Origin of the sequence: Nonomuraea purpurea (assembly GCF_042650645.1) — a bacterium.
Lineage (GTDB): Bacteria > Actinomycetota > Actinomycetes > Streptosporangiales > Streptosporangiaceae > Nonomuraea > Nonomuraea purpurea.
Map to the genome: position 1 here is coordinate 92,304 of NZ_JBHSBI010000014.1, position 17,050 is coordinate 109,353.

Below are 17,050 nucleotides of genomic sequence, written 5' to 3' on the forward strand. Positions count from 1 at the left end.
CAGCGACCGAGCCGCAAAACATCACGAGACCCGACGTCGCACGCCCCCACGACTCCACGACGATTCCAACCGGAGCCAACGCCATGACCCACGCCCTGCTGGCGGCGTTGTCCACAGCCTGCGCCGTATGGCTGTGGACAGGCCCACCCGTAGCCACAATCCGCCTGAACAAACTGACCTCAACCCATGAAAGACCTCAGTGGCAATCCTTGCGCAGCCGACTCACCCGTCCCAGCCCCGCCCGCCGGGCCGACACCTGGCGCCACGCCTCGATAGAGCTATGCCAGGCCCTATCAGCAGAACTATCGGTAGGCCACACCCCCGGAAACGCCCTGACCAGGGCCCTGACGGCAGTGGACTTCCCCACCCCTGAGCTTCTCCGCCCGGTCATAGCAGCGGCAAGAGACGGCGGCGACGTCCCTGCAGCCCTACTCGCAGCAGCCCCGAACCAGGGAGGGGAAGGCTTACGTCAACTGGCAGCCTGTTGGGAGGTAAGCATCACCGTAGGGGCGGGTCTGGCACCTTTGGTCGACAGAGTGGCCAGCACGTTACGCACAGCCCAGGCCCACCGCCAGGACGTAGCCGCCCAACTGGCGGGCCCCCGCACCACAGCAAGAATGCTCGCCGTACTCCCGGCCCTGGGCCTCCTCATGGCCGCCGCCCTGAACATGCACCCACTGGACTTCCTGTTCGGGAGCATCCCAGGCCTCTTGTGCCTAATAGCCGGAATCGCCCTAGACGCCTGCGGCCTCTGGTGGACCAACCACATGGCAACCAAGGCCCAGAACTAACTCCAACTCTCCTCCATGCCGCCCAAACCCATGCCGCTCACGCCGTGCCGCTTCGACCCCGTCGCTCGGACCGACCCCGTCGCTCGGACCGACCCCGTCGCTCGCGGCAGGACCCCGCTGGACAGGACCATCGATGCTCCAACTGCTATTCGCCCTGTGCGCCGGCTCAGCCGCAGCCTGGCTGTGGTTCTCCCCAAGAACGCCAACGGACCGCCTGACCCGACTACGCCCGCCAGACGACCCCATCCCCAAATCCCACCGTCGCCCCCACCCCGGAGGCGCTCACCCACATCTCCAAAACTCCCGTCCCAACGTCCATCACCCCCAGGGAACTCTCCATCACCCCAACGTCCACCCACACCGACTACCTACGCCAGAACCCCCACACCACGCACCCTGGCTGCACCCAACCCCCGACCCACAAAGGTCAATCACCACCAAAACGATCATTAGCGCCATTGCCACGGCCCTGATCGTCGCCCTCCTGATCGGCGGCACCGTCGGCGTCATCACGGGCCTCGTGGTGGCCCCAGCAGTCGCAATGATCCTTCACCGACAGGCACCCCAGCAGGCACATCAGGACCGCCACCGCATAGCCACCGACCTGCCGTTCGCCGCCGATCTGATGACCGCATGCCTGCTGGCCGGCCGCCCGGTGAGCGCCGCCACGGAGATCGCCGCCAACGCGGTCGGCGGCCCTCTCGGCGACCGCCTGACCTGGGTGAGCAGCCAACTACGCCTGGGGGCCGACCCGGACCCCACCTGGTCTCACCTCGCCAAGGACCCCGCCACAGCCCAACTGTCCCGAGCCATGAGCCGAGCGGCCCAAAGCGGCGCCCCCGTTGCGGACGTCCTCACCCGCCTGGCCGACGACGCCCGCGAGAAAGCCAGAGCCGCCTCCGTCGCATCAGCCAGAAGCGTCGGCATCAAAGCCGTGGCGCCACTGGGTTTGTGCTTCCTGCCGGCGTTCGTCCTGCTCGGCATCATCCCTGTAGTAGCCGGCCTCGCCTCCACGATCATCCTCCCTTAGGCTCTCGCCGCCCTGCGCGATCGCAGTCCCGAGCCGTGAGTCACATCCACCAGCGAGCCGTCGAGCGGGTGTCGCGTAGCGCGTTGGTGGCGCAGTGGACCTCACCGCCGAGCAGGTGCGCCCATTTCAGGTCCTCCACCCATCGCACGTGTACGCCCTGCGAGGCCAGTGCCTTCCGCGTGGCTTCCCGGAACAGGTCGCGCCCACCGGCCACCGGGCCGTGCGGGTCGGGCGCGGCGAACTCGTGAGCCGTCAGCGACAGCCCGTTGGGGATGCCGGGCGTGTACGCCTTCAGCAGCGACGGATCGACCTCGCTCGCGCTGAACAGCACCGGTACCTGGACGATCTCCGAGCGCCGCAGCCCCGTCGCGGCCAGCATTGTGTCGATCTGACCGTCGATGTGCTCGGCGGCCCTGGCGTTGGCGGACATTAGCGCCCGGTCGCCCAGCAGCTTCTCGTCCCCGGCCCGGCGGACCAGCCGGGTGGCCAGGCGGGGGTCGGCGACCATGAGGGTCCAACCGCGCGGGTTGCCGGCGCGTACGACATGCATGGTCTCGTCGACATGGCCGACCATCAGCCAGTCGGTGTCGAGCACCACGGGCGGCTGCAGGCCCTGTCCCATGCTGGTCAGCAGCTGGATGAAGGCGGGGTCGGGTCGCCGGATACGGCCGGTGCCGTACACCAGCCGCCCCTGCGGATGATCGGCGTCGGGCGGAAGCGACTCGACGTTGCCCGTGGCGTTGCGCAGGTCGGTCAAGTGGTCGCGGCGGGTGAGGGTGAGCTGCTGCACCACGCCGACCCCGGGCCCGCGCAGGTCGCGGAAGAGCAGCCGGCCCAGGGGCCGCGGTGTGGGCGCGGCATCACCGCCCAGGTCCAGCACGTTGCCCGACCTGACCAGCACGCGCATGGCCCTGACGCCGCCGGGCACCGGCATCGAGGCGGTGGTCGGCTCGAAGATGTCCTGCCACCAGGTGTCCTTCCACCACTGGGACGTGCCCGCGACGAACCTGGACGAGCGCACCCCGGCCGCGCTCGTGGCCGCGCGCAGGTCACGGGAGAACTCGTCCCATCCGCCGGGTAGCCCGTCGGGGAACGGCAGCGCGGGCGGCGCGCCCGGCCCGGTGCCCGGCTTGCCGGCCAGAACCTCGACGGCCGGTTGCAGGTCGTTCTGGAGCAGCAGGGGAGCCTCGCGCAGGCGGACGCGGGACGTGGAGCGCCGCGCGCCGTCGGTCACGGTGAGCGTGATCGTCACCAGCCCGTCCCACGTGCCGATGTCGCGTACGGCGTCGCGCCCTTCCACCCCGAACTCCAGCCCGGACCGCAGCTCCGCGGCGGTGAGCAGGCCATCGCCCTCCGGCAGCACGGGCCGGAACCCGGCGCCCTGCCGGGCGAAGATCCGCACCTTGTCCTGGGCGTCGACGCTCAGCCGTCCCGTGGCAGCCTCGCCGATACCGCGTACGGCGGGCAGCCGCAGCCGCGCCAGGTCTGCGGAATCATGCTCGCCGTTCACGCGGGCGTCGGCGGCGTCGTTGCAGGCGGCCAGCCGTATGTCGGGCTCGCTGCCGGAAGCGTCCAGGTCGGCGTCGCTCACCTCGCACCGGCGCTCGCTGTCGTCGAGGTTGGGCAGGAAGATCGCCTCCCCGGCCCCCGGTCTGGCGTCGACCTCGCCGTCGTGGTCGGTGTCGGCCAGCAGTACTGCCGTGATGGGGGCGGTGTGCTGCGCGGCGCTGGCCCCGGTCAGCGCGGCCAGCACGGTACAGACGGCTGTGATCATTTTCGTCATGGCGGCCCCTCTCGGATTTATCACATGCGAGATAAATCCAAGATATCACGGCTGTGATACAAAAGTGCCATGCCGAAAGTGGTCGATCCCGTCGAACGCCGTCACGCGGTGGTGGACGCCCTGTTCCGGGTCGTGGTGCGCGACGGGCTGCAGCGGGCCTCGCTGCGCACCGTCGCCGCCGAGGCCCAGCTCAACATCGGCTCGCTGCGTCACTACTTCGCCACGCACGAGGAGCTGAAGCGCTTCGCGATGGCGTCGATGATCGAGCGGGTCGGGGGGCGGTTGCGGGCCTCCGTCGACGAGGTGGGCGATCTGGCGGCGCTACCTCCGGCGGACCTGCTGGAGCTGGCCGTCCGGCTGCTGGGTGAGCTGCTGCCCATCGACGAGTCGCGGCGGGCCGAGGTGACGGTGTTCCTCGACTTCGCCGCCGCATCCAGGACCGACCCCGCGCTGCGAGACCTGGCTGAGCGGGCCGCGGTGGGCATGCGCGGGTTCGTCCGCCTCGTGCTCGAACGCCTGGAGTCGCGGGAGGCGCTGCGTCCCGGGGTGCGGATCGACGTGGAGACCGAGCGACTGGCCTCGCTTGTCGACGGGCTCGGGATGAACGCCGTGCTGCACCCGGAGCTGGTGAGCGCAAGCGACTGTCTGGACACCTTGCGCGCCCACCTCGGCGCGCTGGCCTGTCCCTAGGGAGTGTCTGGCAATTCCGCGTGCCGAAGCCAGAGCATGAGCGAGGCGATGGTGACGCCTGCCAGGTAGCGGCTGGCGAGCTTGTCGAAGTGGGTGACGATGGCGCGTCATTGCTTGAGCTTGCCGATCCAGCGTTCGATCAGGTTGCGTTGCATGTAGGTGAGGGCGTCGAAGGCGTGGGGGCGGCCGCCGCGGCTGCCCTTGCGGCTGGCGATCTGGTCGCGGCGTTCGGGGATGACTGCCTTGATGCCGCGGCGGCGCAGGTCGAGGCGGATCTTGCGGGTGGAGTAGCCCTTGCCGCCGATCAGGGTGCCGGTGCGGGTGCGGGGTCGGCCGCCGTTCGGGCGGCGCAGCCGGAGCTTGGCCGGCACGGCGTCGAAGGCGGTGCAGTCGACGGTGTTGCCGCTGGTCAGATGCAGGACCAGCGGCAGGCCGCGGGCTTCGCGAGCAGGTGCGGCTTCGTGTTCTGCTGGCTCTGGCCCAGCCGAGGTGCCGCGGGACCGGGCTACGGTGCCGGGTCCGGTATGACGGCGGCGAACAGGACGAGCGAGTAAAGTCCCAGGTCAACCCCCTGATTGTGGATAAGCGATCGTTCTCCACAGAACGTCGTTCGGTCCGCCGGTCGCTACCCCGCTTCGGCGACCCTGGATCCCGCCGGGCAAACCCCCGGTTCCCAACACCCCCTGGAGGCAACGATGCATAGTCCCGCCATCACACCAGACGGCATCAAAGCCGCCCCAGATTTCGCCTCCACGCCAAGCAGGGATGCCAAAGCCCTCGTAAGTCCCATTTCGATGCCTACGAAGAGTACGTTCCCGAGCAACAAGCTCGGGATGGGTGGCAGCACCCGTCCAACCATCAGTCGCAGCACGTACGCGACTCAAGACGCCGCAACAGCAACCCGCGAACCCTCCGAAGCCCTCGCGCCAGTAGCCCGGACAGTCGGCGAAGCTTCCAAATGCGCCCACATGTCGAGCAGCCAACCCGAACCCCAACTCGGATTCCCGCAATCTGCAGCGCACACGTCCTCGCAGGCCACCACCCCAAGACGGCATTCCAACAAGTGGCTTCACTACGCCGGCACCAATCGGGAGCGAGGCATGTCCACGGCCGAGTATGCGGTGGGAACCATCGCGGCCTGTGCCTTCGCCGCGCTCCTCTTCAAAGTGGTAAGCAGCCCAGAGGTCCAGGAGTTGCTCACGTCCCTCATCGACAAGGCACTCAACACCAGCATCGGCAAATGACCCTCCGCCACGTGCGGATCCCCAAGGGCAACGAACGACGGTCGGCATCGCGGGGCTCGGTGACGGCCGAGACCGCCGCGATGCTGCCCGCCCTCATGGTCGTCCTGGCAGCCGCTCTGTGGGCCATCCAGGCCGTCGGCGTACAACTCGAATGCGTGGACGCGGCCCGCGCGGCCGCCCGGGCAGCGGCCAGAGGCGAGCCGTTGGACCAGGTTCGCGACGTAGCTCGCGCGGTGACCCACCCGGAGGCCCAAGTCGACATAGCCCGCGACGAAGAAACCACAAAAGTGCAGATCACCGTGCAGGTACGACCGGCATGGGGCCGATCTCTCCCCGCGGTTCGCGTATCCGCCACGGCCATCGCCGACACCGAGCCCTGAAACGTGGAGGAGGGTCACCATCAATTCCAAAGAACGAGGCTCGTCGACGCTGTGGGGCGTGAGCCTCATGGGGCTTCTGATGGCAGTTGCCACGGCGTTCGCCACGGTCGGTTCCGTTCGCGTGGCCCGCCACCGCGTCAACAACGCCGCGGACCTCAGCGCACTGGCGGCGGCCAAGCTCGCGTTGATCGACCCGCAGGGCGCCTGCGACAAAGCCACAGCGCTGGCTACACAGAATGGTGTGCACCTCACACAATGCAAGATCACCCACGAAATCGCCGACATCTGGACCTCGTTGCCGATCTCGCTCCCAGCAGTGGGCACCCGCACGCTCGTCGGCCGAGCACGCGCCGGCCCGGCGGAAGCGGCCCCTGTGGAAGCGATCCCAGCGGACGAGCCCGATTACGACCCAGGCCGATGAATGAACGTGCTTGAGCCCGCCTGACAATCACCACCGGGATCAGCTAAGGCTGGCCACTTCGCCAGATCCAGAATGGCTGCGCTCCCAGGGGTCCGTGGTCTCGTCTGCGGTGTGTCCCTCGTAGGGGATCGACTTGCTTCTTGAGCGGTTGATGGAGCCGGGCTGTGGTGGGTGGAGTCGTCAGGGGCGTGTGCCGGTGAGGAGGAGGAACAGGGGGACGCGGCGGCGGCGAGCCAGTTCTGCTGCGGCTCCGTTGAGGCGCTCTTCGCTTGGTGCGCATTCACGGAGGGAGGTGAGGGTGAAGCCGGTGGTCGTCAGAGCGCGTACGTAGTCCTCGATGGTGCGGTGGAACCAGGTGACGGTGCCGCCGAACCAGTTCCGCTGCCGCGGTCCTTTGAGGAAGTAGTCGTCCACGATCCAGTTGGTGCGTTTGCCTTGCGTTTCGGCGTCGTACGAAGTCAGGACGGGGTGGACGACGGTGAAAATGAGGCGACCGCCCGGTGAGAGGCAGGCGTGGCAGGCTGCCAGCGCCGATTCGATGTCCTCGACGTAGTGGAATGCGAGGCGGGAAAGAATGAGATCGAAGGATGATGGGGGAGCTGAGAAATTTTCTATATCCGTCAGTTCGACGCGGCCGGCTGTGCCTTGTAGCGCTGTGCTGCCTGCTTTTACCATCGCGGTCGAACCGTCCAAACCCAAGTAGCTGAGGCATCCGGCGTTCAGCAGGGTTTGGCCGATGGCGGCGTCTCCGCAGCCGAGGTCCAGGACGCGAAGTCCGGTGACGGTGCCCAACTCGGACAGGAGGGCTGGTTCCTCCATCACGTAGTTGGGGCTTGAGGTGCGGCTGTGTCGGTGGTCGAGGTATCGATCGACGATTTGGGGCTCGTCGTAGAAGGAGCCGCCACGTCCGGGATTTGTCACGACGCGAAGTGTAGATCCGGTGACGGCGGCAGCCGTGAGGATATGTCTTGGCTTCTGGTTTGAGAGTCAGTTGATATGCGAGTTGTGGTGATTCATCTGATGCTGCTTGTTGCGGAGCGGTGTGCAAGACGTGATCGGGAACGCACGCGAGGTTGTGAACGTCCAGAGTGTTGATGCCGCATGGGCGGTTGGGGCTGGCGGGGCTAGGTCGCGATCGCGTTACGACTTCTTGGACGCGGTGTCCAAGAGTTGGATATTTCCCGTAAGGTTCCGCTTACCCTCGGTCCATGCCGAATGCGACAAGGCGTCTGGGAGAGCTCGGATGAAGTCGCTTGGGTGCGGGTCCTGGGACGGTCGGTGACCGTATCGGCCGGGCGGACTGCACTTCCGGTCGTCGCATGGACGCCCCAGGGTGGTCAGGCGGCGCGAAGCTCTCGATGGAGGGAAGCGTCGTGACGGTAGTCGGCAGAGTGGTGGTCGCTGGGACGATCGTGGCGGGATCCATCGTGCTCGGCGGAACCGCTCAGGCGGCTGTGACGATGCGGGAGTCCCTGGTGGTGCGGGAGGCTGATGCCTCTGGGCAGATTACGGCGCCGCCCGATGGTGAGGTGGTTTCGGGGTCGTCTGTCACTGTTTCTGCCCGTACGGGGTTAATGCAGTTGCGCATGGGTCTGTACGTGGAAGGGCCCTCCACGCCCACCCAGAAAGTCGCAGATGGTGGGGCGAATCAGACGATTTCCGGAACGTTGGACGTCGGCAGTGCCCCGAACGGGGCCTTCACCGTCACCCTCAAGGGAGAGATCACCGGGACCAGGTACGCGAGCAGCACGTTCAAGCTGCGGCGGCCGGCCGAGACACCCGGCAATGTGAACGCCAGTCAGCACGGCACCGCCAAAGTGCTCGTGACCTGGAGCAAGGGGTCGGAGCCCGACCTGCAGTCGTATGAGGTTTCCACCAGCCAGTCCGGCATTGTCGGGAGGATGACCGCCGACAGTGCCTGCTCGGGCTCCTCATGCAGGGCGGTGCTCTCGGTGCCGGCGAAGGCGGCGGGGCAGAAGGTGGGGTTCACGGTCAAGGCGTTCAGGGGTGACGGCGAAGGCGGGTCGATCGGGTCCGGGGAGTCGTCCGCCGCGTACGTCACCTTCCCCGCCCCGCCCTCGGCGAAGCCCAAGAAGACGACGGCGCCCAGCAGCAGGCCGACGGCGAAGGCGCGCGAAGGGGTCAGGAACGTCGATCCATTGCCCACGCTGCCCGCCAAGAAGCAGGTGGCACCGGTGAGCAAGCCGACGGCCGGCAAACCGAAGACCTCCAAGCTGCCGGACCTGCCCGACACGGATGCGAAGGGCAACCTCCCGATCCCGTCTGCCGAGCCGTCGGGGGATGGACGGGCGGAGCCGGACGGCGTGGTTCCGGCCGATGCGAAAGAGGGCACGGATTCCGAACCCGTCCAGGCGGGTGGGGTGAAGGCCCAGTCGAACGAGTCGTCTATCGGGGAAATCGGGCAGTACGGGCTGTACCTTGCGGGCGGGCTGCTTCTGCTGTTGCTGGGTGCGCATGCCGGGGCTTGGGCCCGTCGTCGGGCGGTCGCGGCTGCGGGAATCCCCGGCGGGAGCGGTGGTCCTGCGGGCTCAGCCTCGGGTGGGATGTCGAGCGCTGGGGGCGCGGGTGCGGACGCGGGTATTGCCGCGCCGTCCTCGTCGGGCGGTGGAGTGCAGCAGGTCGATGAGGGGACGCCTGTCGCGGTGCGGCGGCGGCCTGCTGTGATTCTGGCTGTGGCCAGGACCCGCGTTCCTGGCCAGTCGCATGATCGACGGGCGGATGCCGTGGACGGGGAACGGCCGCAGGCGTCTGGCGGTCTTGGTCGGGCGCGTAGGGAAGTGGATGCTGCGGCGCCCGCAGGTCAGCAGCGGTCCCTGCACACGGATCAGCAGCGGTCTCTGCACGCGGATCAGCAGCGGTCCGTAGGCACAGGTCGGCGGCGGTCTGCGGATGCGGTGGGGCGGGAGGGTTCGGTGGATGCGGGTCAGGGGCGGTCCGTGAGTGCGGGTCAGCGGCGATCTGTGGACGTGGGCCGGCAGTCGTCTGTGGATGTGGGGCAGGGGCGGTCGCTGGATGCGGGGCAGGAGGGTTCGGCGGATGTGGGGCAGGGGCGGTCTTTGGGCGCGGGGCAGCAGCGGTCTGCTGATGTGGGGCGGCAGCCGTACGTGGACGTGCGTCGGCCCTCTGCGTTTATGAGTCAGCAGTCTTCGCGCGCGGTTGCGGATCGGCCGTCCGTGGAAGTGGGGCAGCCGTCTGTGACGGAAGGGACGGATGGGGGGCGGCAGGGGCCGGTCCGGATCGCTCTGCCGAGTTCAGCGGTGACGGATGTGCCGGAGGCCGCTGCACGTGTGACTCCGCCGGCCGGACGGATCGAGGATCGGTGGGACGACTATCTGCCGCCGTCGCCCCGGTCCATGGAGGACAGCGGGTTCTGGGAACGGCCGCAGCCTTGGGCCGCTGATTTCTGGGCTCCTGACGATGAGGCTGATGACGTCGATGGCGGAGGTGTGAATGCCGGGCGGCGGCACCTGGGTGGCGAGAGTTAGGTGATTCGTCAAGAAGCTCGTCGACGTTTGCGTTGGGGAGGATGATGGTCTGACTTGCTGGTTTTTTCGCAGGTAGGGCGTGGCTAGTGCTGGGTTAGCAGGGTGTCCAGGAGGCGGATGGCGCCGCGCTTGTCCAGTGGGTTGTTGCCGTTTCCGCACTTCGGGGACTGAATGCAGGAAGGGCAGCCGCGTTCGCATTCGCAGGACATGATCGCTTCGCGGGTGGCCGTCAGCCAGTCCACGGCGCGGGCGTAGCCGCGTTCCGCGAAGCCGGCGCCGCCCTCGTGGCCGTCGTACACGAAGACCGTGAGCAGGCCCGTGTCGGCGTGGAGTTCGGTGGAGACGCCGCCGATGTCCCAGCGGTCGCAGGTGGCGAACAGGGGGAGCAGGCCGATGGAGGCGTGTTCGGCGGCGTGGGCGGCTCCGCCGAGGTCGATGTCCGCTTCGGCGAGAGGGGCCACGGCCGAGGCGGGAAGAGTCCACCAGACGGCGCGGGTTCGGAGGGTGCGCGGTGGCAGGTCGAGGGGCTCGTCGCCGAGCATTTCGCCTGATTGGAGGCGGCGTTTGAGGTAGGAGACCACCTGCCGGGTCACCTCGACCTCTCCGAAGTGGAGGGTGCCGGGGCCCAGGGAGGTGGAGCGCTGGGTGGCGAGGATGGAGATGTCGGTGATGTCGCGCGCGAACGTCGAGTAGTCCGGGTTGGCGCTGGAGACCAGGGCGACTCCTGCCTCCAGGTCCAGGAGCTCGACCAGGAAAGTTTCGCCCTGATGGAGGTAGATGGCCCCGGTGTGCACCGTGGTGTGGGCGGAGGGCTCGTCCACGCTGCCCAGCAGGCGGCCCGTCGACGACTCCACGACCTGGATGGGAGCGCCTCCGCCGCCTCGGATGTCGGCCAGGTCGGTGGCGCGCTCGCGCCTGGTCCAGAACCAACCCGCCGGACGCCTCCTGAGCAGCCCGTCGGCGACCAGGCTCGCCAGGACGTCCGAGGTGGTGGGGCCGAAGATCGGGAGGTCGTCTTCAGTCAGCGGGATCTCGGCGGCTGCGGCGCAGAGGTGGGGGCCCAGGACGTACGGGTTGCCGGGGTCCAGGACGATCGCCTCGACCGGTTGGCCGAACAGGGCCTGCGGGTGGTGGACGAGGTAGGTGTCCAGGGGGTCGTCTCTGGCGATCAGAACGGCCAGCGCGTCCTGGCTGTCGCGGCCCGCCCGCCCTGCCTGCTGCCAGAGGGAGGCTCGGGTGCCCGGCCAGCCTGCGATCAGGACGGCGTCGAGGCCCGAGACGTCCACGCCGAGTTCGAGGGCGTTGGTGGTGGCCAGGCCCATGAGGGTGCCGTCGCGGAGGGCCTTTTCCAGCACACGGCGGTCTTCGGCCAGGTAACCGGCGCGATAGGCGGCGACCTTGTCGGGGAGGGCGGCCAAGTCGGAGGGGTCCGGGAGCGCCCAGGTGAGAGGGCTGGGGGGACGTGCTTCGGTCGGTGCCGCCGCCGCTGCGTAGCCGGGTCCGGTGCCGGAGCGGGAGTCGGCGGCGGGATTGGGCCCAGGGGTGGTGTCGGAACTGGGGTCAAAGGAGGAGTCGGGGGCGGTGCCGGTTCCCATGGCGGTGGCCGTGCTGGTCCCGTCGAGGGTGTCCAGCGGCCCGTCAGTGGTGGAGTTGACCGGCCGGCCGGTCGGGTTGGCGGTGGTGAGGTCGGGGGGCTCGTCAGGGCTGGCGGTGGTGAGGTTCGGCGGCCCATCAGTGGGGGACTCGTCGGTGGGCGGGCTGGTCGGCCGGGTGATGGCGGGAGGCGGTGAGTCGCCGGTGACGGGGAGCGGTAGGTGTTGCGTTGGGCCGTCGGCGGGGATGCCGGTTCGGTGGAGCGACTCTGAGGGGTTCGGGGTGGGCTCCACGAAGTGCAGAGTGGGTTGCGTGGGATGTGGGGTGGGGTCTGAGGGGTGCGGGGTGGGTTGCGCGGGGTGTGGGGTCCGCTCCGATGGGTGTGGGGTGGGGTCTGAAGGGGGTGGGGTGTAGGGGAGGGAGAAGGCGACGTCGGCCAGTTTGGCGCGGGCCGTCAGGGCGACGGTTTCGGCGCCGCGGCGGGAGCGGACGAAGGCGAGCGTGCGTACGTCGGCGAGGACGAGGTCCGCGAGCAGATCCGCCGCCTCCGCCGTGGCCGTGCGCCGCACAGGCGCCCCTCCCTCGCCCCTTAGCTCCGTCAGAGGCGGCTCCCACAGCGCGACGGTGGTCGAACCCTTGGGTGAGGTGTCCACGGTCACCTCGTCCATCTCAAGCCCCGTCAGCCTCATGGCGAACGCCCCCGGCTCGCTCGCGGTGGCCGAGGCGAGCAGGAAGGTGGGGCGTGAGCCGTAGCGGGAGCAGACGCGGCGCAGGCGGCGCAGGATTTGGGCGACGTGGGAGCCGAAGACGCCGCGGTAGCCGTGGCATTCGTCCACGACGACCATGCGCAGGCGGCGGAAGAAGGACGACCACTGGGCGTGGCGGGGGAGGACGCCGCGGTGGAGCATGTCGGGGTTGGTGAGGACGTAGTTGGCGTGCTGGCGTACCCAGGTGCGTTCCTCGAACGGCGTGTCGCCGTCGAAGCAGGCGGCGCGCACCTGGGTGAGGCGCAGTTCGCGCAGCCCGCGGAGCTGGTCGGCGGCCAGGGCCTTGGTGGGTGTGAGGTACAGGACCGTGCCTCCGTCGAGACACGAGGTGATCGCGGGGGTGAGGTAGGCCAGCGACTTCCCGGACGCGGTGCCCGTCGAAATGATCACGTTTCGGCCACGAAATGCCAGGTCGGCGGCTTCGTACTGGTGGGGCCAGAGTCCCGTTACCCCGCGGTTCGCCAAGCGCGTAACAAGGAGTTCGGGGGTCCATTTGGGCCAACTGACTTGACCGGCCTGACGTGCTGGAACATGCTCCACATGGGTGACGCGCTCATGACGTGCGGGAACACCAAGCAGGTGGCGGAGGAGTGGACCTGCTTGTTGTGGGGAGGATGCGGAGGAAGTCACTGTTTCCAGTCTTGCATCGATGGGCAAAGTCGCCGGGAATCGTGATTTCGTATAGACACAAGCCGGACGCGTGGTTGAATGCCGCGCGTCAGGGTCGGACGATCTGGGGCTACGCTCCAGACTGCCAGTCCCAAGAGAGTACTTTCGCAGGCGAAAGGCGCTGGAGGATCTGTGGATCTGAAGTTGGATCACCGCACCGAAGACCGACTCACCATCGTGGAGGTCGAGGGTGAGATCGATGTCTACACGGCGCCGAGATTGCGTGAGCTCCTCATCGACCTGGTGAACAAGGGCAACTTCCACCTTCTCGTCAACATGGAGAAGGTGGACTTCCTGGACTCCACCGGCCTCGGTGTCCTGGTCGGGGGGCTTAAGCGGGTTCGTGCGCACGACGGCTCCCTTGAGCTGGTCTGCACCCAGGAGCGCATCCTCAAGATCTTCCGGATCACCGGTCTGACCAAGGTCTTCGGGATCTACGCTTCGGTCGACGAGGCCAAGGAAGCTCACGGCAAAGACAAGTAGCATGGCTACCGTCGAGCTGACGTTCAGCGCACTCCCCGCACATGTGCGGACCGCCCGGTTGGTGGCGACGGCGATCGCTCGCCGTACGGGCGTCGAGGAGTCCCTGCTGGATGAGGTCAGGCTCGCCGTGGGTGAGGCGTGCTCCCGGGCAGTCGAGGCGCATCGCGTGCACTGTCCGGGCGAGCCCATCCGCATCGAGCTGCGTGACGACTCCGGGCGGTTCGAGGTCACGGTCAGTGACCAGGCCCCCGGGGATGAGATCAAGCAGGAACAACCCCTCGATCTGGGCATGCTGTCTGACTCGTTCATGTCAGGATTCGGCATCGCGGTCATCGAAGGGCTGGCGGACGACGTCCAGGTCTTCCCCAGCCCCAAGGGGACGAACATCCGCATGAGCTGGCCCGCCTCCAACGGGACCACGGGCTGATTTCGCCGCGATCTCTTTCCGTTAGATCATTTTTCTTTCTGTACGGCAAGCCAACCCGCCCCCACCCGCCGACCATGATCGGGCGCCTCCAGGGAGACGCCCTCTGACCCGCACAGGGCTGGTCGCCGTTACGGCGCACGGGCACCATGGCTTCCGTTTCCCCGGCCCGGGGACGCGTCCTTGGAAAGCGCGTTCCCGGCGACCGCTGGTTGCCCTCTGGGCGGGCCTGAGATGGCTTGAGAGCGCTTCAGTAGTCAAGGGTGGGGTTTGGTCCCATAGCGGTGACTTTGGCGTGCTGTGGGCTTGCCTGGCGTTTGTGTCGGGTGTTGCCCGATGCGTGGGCTCTGGGGTGATGACAGGCCCTGCCGGTTGCTGTGCGGCGTGCCTGTTGATGCGCGCGATCCTGTGCCGTTTGCCCATCGTCGCGAGGGGTCTGGGCGCGGACAGTTCGGGCGAGTCGGATCCTAGGTTTTGGCCTGACCTTATTTGGGGGTTGTCATGACCGTAAACCCGGGAAAATTTCATCTGTCAAACGACAAACCGGGTGGCTGTCAGGGGATTACTAGACGCGTGCACAATTAGCGACGGCGAGAGCCTTCATATCCGCTGAGTGCCTGCGTAGACTCCCGGCACCGGCCAAGGTGATCCGGCGGAACGCGGATTCAACCGGAAGCGGCACCCTACAACCCGGATGGTGCCGCAACACCCGCCGAGGAAAACTGCAGCACCGCCCGGGCAGGACGACCGGTCTTGCCGAGGAGAACGATGAGCAGGCACATGCTGGCAGCCGAGCCAGCGACCAATCTGGCCCTGAGCGCAAACAATCTCACCATCGTGATCGTGGTCGCCGCGGTCGCACTGATCGCGCTAGCCGTCGCCGGCGGACTGGTGCGCGAAGTGCTGTCCGCCGGCCAGGGCACCGAGCGCATGCAGAACATCGCCCGTGCCGTACAAGAAGGCGCCGCGGCCTATCTCGCGCGTCAGTTCCGCACGTTGGCGATCTTCGTCGTCGTGATTCCCTTCCTGTTGCTACTCCTACCTGGAGAAACCGACGTTCGCATCGGACGTTCGATCTTCTTCGTCGTCGGTGCGGTGTTCTCCGCGCTGACCGGATTCATGGGCATGTGGCTGGCCGTGCGGGGGAACGTCCGCGTCGCCGCCGCCGCCAATGACTCGGGCGAGAAGCGCGCCATGCGCATCGCCTTCAGGACCGGCGGCGTGGCCGGCATGTTCACGGTGGGCCTCGGCCTGCTGGGCGCGGCCGTGGTCGTGTTCATCTACCAGGGCAACGCGCCCGGCGTGCTCGAAGGGTTCGGGTTCGGGGCGGCGCTGCTGGCGATGTTCATGCGAGTCGGCGGCGGCATCTTCACCAAGGCCGCCGACGTCGGCGCCGACCTGGTCGGCAAGGTCGAGCAGGGCATCCCTGAAGACGACCCGCGTAACGCCGCCACCATCGCCGACAACGTGGGCGACAACGTCGGCGACTGCGCGGGCATGGCGGCCGACCTGTTCGAGTCGTACGCGGTCATGCTGGTCGCCAGCCTCATCCTGGGCAAGGTGGCCTTCGGCGAGCAGGGGCTGGTCTTCCCCCTGATCGTCCCGATGATCGGGGTGATCACCGCGATCATCGGCATCTTCGTCACCGGCATGCGCGACAGCGACCGCAGCGGCATGGCCGCGATCAACCGCAGCTTCTTCATCTCGGCCGGGATCTCGGCCGTGCTGGTCGCGGGGGCCGCGTTCTGGTACCTGCCCGACAGCTTCAGCGGCCTGACCGGTTCGAGCGTGCAGTCCGACGCCGACCCCCGGCTGATCGCCATCGGGGCCGTCCTCATCGGCCTGGTCCTGGCCAGCGCCATCCAGTTGCTGACCGGCTACTTCACCGAGACGAACCGCCGTCCCGTGCGCGAGATCGGCGAGAGCTCGGCCACCGGCCCCGCCACCGTCATCCTGGCCGGCATCAGCGTCGGCCTGGAGTCGGCCGTCTACTCCGCCCTGATCATCGGCGGCGCGGTCTACGGCGCGTTCCTGCTCGGCTTCGGGAACGTGACGATCGCGCTGTTCGCGGTGGCCCTGGCGGGCACCGGCCTGCTGACCACGGTCGGCGTCATCGTGTCCATGGACACCTTCGGCCCGGTCTCCGACAACGCCCAGGGCATCGCCGAGATGTCGGGCGACGTCGAGGGTGAGGGCGCCCGCGTCCTGACCAGCCTCGACGCCGTCGGCAACACCACCAAGGCCATCACCAAGGGCATCGCCATCGCCACGGCCGTGCTGGCCGCGACCGCGCTGTTCGGGGCCTTCCGCACCGCCGTGGAGACCGAGCTGGCGGCGGCCACCACGTCGATCAAGTCGGCGCTCGGCCCGTTCTCCACCTTCAGCCTGGGCATCGACCAGCCGAACGTCCTGGTCGGGCTCATCATCGGCGCCGCGGTCGTGTTCCTGTTCTCGGGGTTGGCGATCATGGCCGTCGGCCGGGCCGCGATGCGGGTGGTTTTCGAGGTACGCGACCAGTTCCGCAACAAGCCGGGCATCATGGACTACTCGGAGACGCCCGAGTACGGCCGCGTCGTGGACATCTGCACCCGCGACTCGCTCCGCGAACTGGCCACGCCTGGTCTGCTGGCCGTCATGACGCCGATCGCGGTCGGGTTCGCGCTGGGGTACGCGCCGCTGGGCGCCTTCCTGGCCGGGGCCATCGCCTGCGGCACCCTGATGGCGGTCTTCCTGGCCAACTCCGGCGGCGCCTGGGACAACGCCAAGAAGCTCGTCGAGGACGGGCACCACGGCGGCAAGGGGTCCGAGGCGCACGCGGCGACGGTCATCGGTGACACGGTCGGCGACCCGTTCAAGGACACGGCCGGTCCTGCCATCAACCCCCTGATCAAGGTGATGAACCTGGTGGCGCTGCTGGTCGCGCCCGCGGTGGTCCTGTACGCGGGCAACCCGGTTCTGCGCATCGGGGTCACGGTGGTGGCCGTGGCCGTGGTCGTGGGGGCCATCGTGGTGTCCAAGCGGCGGTCGGTCACCAACGAGTCGGCCAACAACGACCACAACCGGCAGGAGGCGCCCGTCCCGTCCTGACAACCCGACTGAACGCCCGCTCCCGCGCGCTGCGGGGGCGGGCGTCTCACATTCTCTGGGGAAGGCGGGCGCGGGGGCTCAGGGGCGCGATGGGAAACTGGGCGGATGAAAGATGATGACAGGCAGCCCAGCGGCGGCAAGACCCTGGGCATGATTCTGCTGGCGATGCTCGTCATCCTGGG

15 protein-coding genes are annotated in these 17,050 nt (G+C 68.1%); 9 read left to right on the forward strand and 6 right to left on the reverse strand.

Annotated elements, in window-relative coordinates:
- Window positions 1-83: 83 nt before the first annotated feature.
- Both ACFOY2_RS26990 and ACFOY2_RS26995 read left to right on the forward strand, forming a co-directional pair.
- The gene (locus ACFOY2_RS26990) at window positions 84-791 is read left to right on the forward strand and encodes a type II secretion system F family protein (protein ID WP_379530874.1); all 708 of its coding nucleotides are present in this window, start codon (window positions 84-86) and stop codon (window positions 789-791) included.
- 541 nt (window positions 792-1,332) lie between these two features.
- A complete protein-coding gene (locus ACFOY2_RS26995) occupies window positions 1,333-1,821 on the forward strand; it encodes a type II secretion system F family protein (protein WP_379530875.1) in 489 nt (162 codons plus the stop codon).
- Window positions 1,822-1,861: 40 nt separating this feature from the next.
- On the opposite strand, the gene ACFOY2_RS27000 is transcribed toward ACFOY2_RS26995, so the two are convergent.
- On the reverse strand, window positions 1,862-3,604 hold the full coding sequence (locus ACFOY2_RS27000; protein ID WP_379530876.1) for a protein-arginine deiminase family protein: 1,743 nt from the start codon (window positions 3,602-3,604) through the stop codon (window positions 1,862-1,864).
- A 69-nt stretch (window positions 3,605-3,673) separates the two neighbouring features.
- Here ACFOY2_RS27000 and ACFOY2_RS27005 point away from each other — a divergent pair, with 69 nt between their 5' ends.
- Window positions 3,674-4,294 carry a TetR/AcrR family transcriptional regulator gene (locus ACFOY2_RS27005; protein WP_379530877.1) on the forward strand — a complete coding sequence of 207 codons (621 nt, stop codon included), beginning with the start codon at window positions 3,674-3,676 and terminating at the stop codon, window positions 4,292-4,294.
- A 107-nt stretch (window positions 4,295-4,401) separates the two neighbouring features.
- Here ACFOY2_RS27005 and ACFOY2_RS27010 read toward each other — a convergent pair whose 3' ends face one another.
- Window positions 4,402-4,725: a transposase gene (locus ACFOY2_RS27010; RefSeq protein ID WP_379531062.1), complete on the reverse strand. Its 324-nt coding sequence runs from the start codon at window positions 4,723-4,725 to the stop codon at window positions 4,402-4,404.
- Window positions 4,726-5,262: 537 nt separating this feature from the next.
- On the opposite strand from ACFOY2_RS27010, the gene ACFOY2_RS27015 reads away from it, so the two are divergent.
- Genes ACFOY2_RS27015 through ACFOY2_RS27025 form a run of 3 tightly spaced genes read left to right on the forward strand, consistent with a single transcriptional unit; the run spans window position 5,263 to window position 6,339 of the window.
- Window positions 5,263-5,538 (forward strand): DUF4244 domain-containing protein, encoded by a 276-nt coding sequence (locus ACFOY2_RS27015; RefSeq protein ID WP_379531063.1) that lies wholly within the window; start codon window positions 5,263-5,265, stop codon window positions 5,536-5,538.
- Window positions 5,535-5,918: a TadE family type IV pilus minor pilin gene (locus ACFOY2_RS27020; protein ID WP_379530878.1), complete on the forward strand. Its 384-nt coding sequence runs from the start codon at window positions 5,535-5,537 to the stop codon at window positions 5,916-5,918. The genes ACFOY2_RS27015 and ACFOY2_RS27020 overlap by 4 nt, the downstream gene beginning before the upstream one ends.
- Before the next feature lie 19 nt (window positions 5,919-5,937).
- A complete protein-coding gene (locus ACFOY2_RS27025; protein ID WP_379531064.1) occupies window positions 5,938-6,339 on the forward strand; it encodes an Rv3654c family TadE-like protein in 402 nt (133 codons plus the stop codon).
- Window positions 6,340-6,519: 180 nt separating this feature from the next.
- Here ACFOY2_RS27025 and ACFOY2_RS27030 read toward each other — a convergent pair whose 3' ends face one another.
- The 4 genes from ACFOY2_RS27030 to ACFOY2_RS27045 all read right to left on the reverse strand — a co-directional run bounded on the left by ACFOY2_RS27030 (window position 6,520) and on the right by ACFOY2_RS27045 (window position 12,595).
- Complete coding sequence (locus tag ACFOY2_RS27030) at window positions 6,520-7,260, reverse strand: class I SAM-dependent methyltransferase (RefSeq protein ID WP_379530879.1); 741 nt, start codon at window positions 7,258-7,260, stop codon at window positions 6,520-6,522.
- Window positions 7,261-8,137: 877 nt separating this feature from the next.
- A complete protein-coding gene (locus tag ACFOY2_RS27035) occupies window positions 8,138-8,608 on the reverse strand; it encodes a hypothetical protein (protein WP_379530880.1) in 471 nt (156 codons plus the stop codon).
- 280 nt (window positions 8,609-8,888) lie between these two features.
- Window positions 8,889-9,203 (reverse strand): hypothetical protein, encoded by a 315-nt coding sequence (locus ACFOY2_RS27040; RefSeq protein ID WP_379530881.1) that lies wholly within the window; start codon window positions 9,201-9,203, stop codon window positions 8,889-8,891.
- Between the two features lie 725 nt (window positions 9,204-9,928).
- Window positions 9,929-12,595 (reverse strand): DEAD/DEAH box helicase, encoded by a 2,667-nt coding sequence (locus ACFOY2_RS27045; protein WP_379530882.1) that lies wholly within the window; start codon window positions 12,593-12,595, stop codon window positions 9,929-9,931.
- A 411-nt stretch (window positions 12,596-13,006) separates the two neighbouring features.
- Between ACFOY2_RS27045 and ACFOY2_RS27050 the strand changes: the two genes are divergently transcribed.
- The 3 genes from ACFOY2_RS27050 to ACFOY2_RS27060 all read left to right on the forward strand — a co-directional run bounded on the left by ACFOY2_RS27050 (window position 13,007) and on the right by ACFOY2_RS27060 (window position 16,868).
- Entirely contained in the window at window positions 13,007-13,357 is a 351-nt protein-coding gene (locus tag ACFOY2_RS27050; protein WP_043629845.1) for an STAS domain-containing protein, read from the forward strand.
- A gap of 1 nt (window position 13,358) precedes the next feature.
- Window positions 13,359-13,784: an ATP-binding protein gene (locus tag ACFOY2_RS27055; RefSeq protein WP_379530883.1), complete on the forward strand. Its 426-nt coding sequence runs from the start codon at window positions 13,359-13,361 to the stop codon at window positions 13,782-13,784.
- 765 nt (window positions 13,785-14,549) lie between these two features.
- Window positions 14,550-16,868, forward strand: coding sequence for a sodium-translocating pyrophosphatase (locus ACFOY2_RS27060; protein ID WP_379530884.1), 2,319 nt, complete (start codon window positions 14,550-14,552; stop codon window positions 16,866-16,868).
- Window positions 16,869-17,050 lie beyond the last annotated feature (182 nt).

Coding starts and splice junctions, on each gene's coding strand:
- ACFOY2_RS26990 (WP_379530874.1), top strand. CDS start 84: ATGACCCACGCCCTGCTGGCGGCGTTGTCCACAGCCTGCGCCGTATGG.
- ACFOY2_RS26995 (WP_379530875.1), top strand. CDS start 1,333: ATGATCCTTCACCGACAGGCACCCCAGCAGGCACATCAGGACCGCCAC.
- ACFOY2_RS27000 (WP_379530876.1), bottom strand. CDS start 3,604: ATGACGAAAATGATCACAGCCGTCTGTACCGTGCTGGCCGCGCTGACC.
- ACFOY2_RS27005 (WP_379530877.1), top strand. CDS start 3,674: ATGCCGAAAGTGGTCGATCCCGTCGAACGCCGTCACGCGGTGGTGGAC.
- ACFOY2_RS27015 (WP_379531063.1), top strand. CDS start 5,263: ATGTCGAGCAGCCAACCCGAACCCCAACTCGGATTCCCGCAATCTGCA.
- ACFOY2_RS27020 (WP_379530878.1), top strand. CDS start 5,535: ATGACCCTCCGCCACGTGCGGATCCCCAAGGGCAACGAACGACGGTCG.
- ACFOY2_RS27055 (WP_379530883.1), top strand. CDS start 13,359: ATGGCTACCGTCGAGCTGACGTTCAGCGCACTCCCCGCACATGTGCGG.
- ACFOY2_RS27060 (WP_379530884.1), top strand. CDS start 14,550: ATGAGCAGGCACATGCTGGCAGCCGAGCCAGCGACCAATCTGGCCCTG.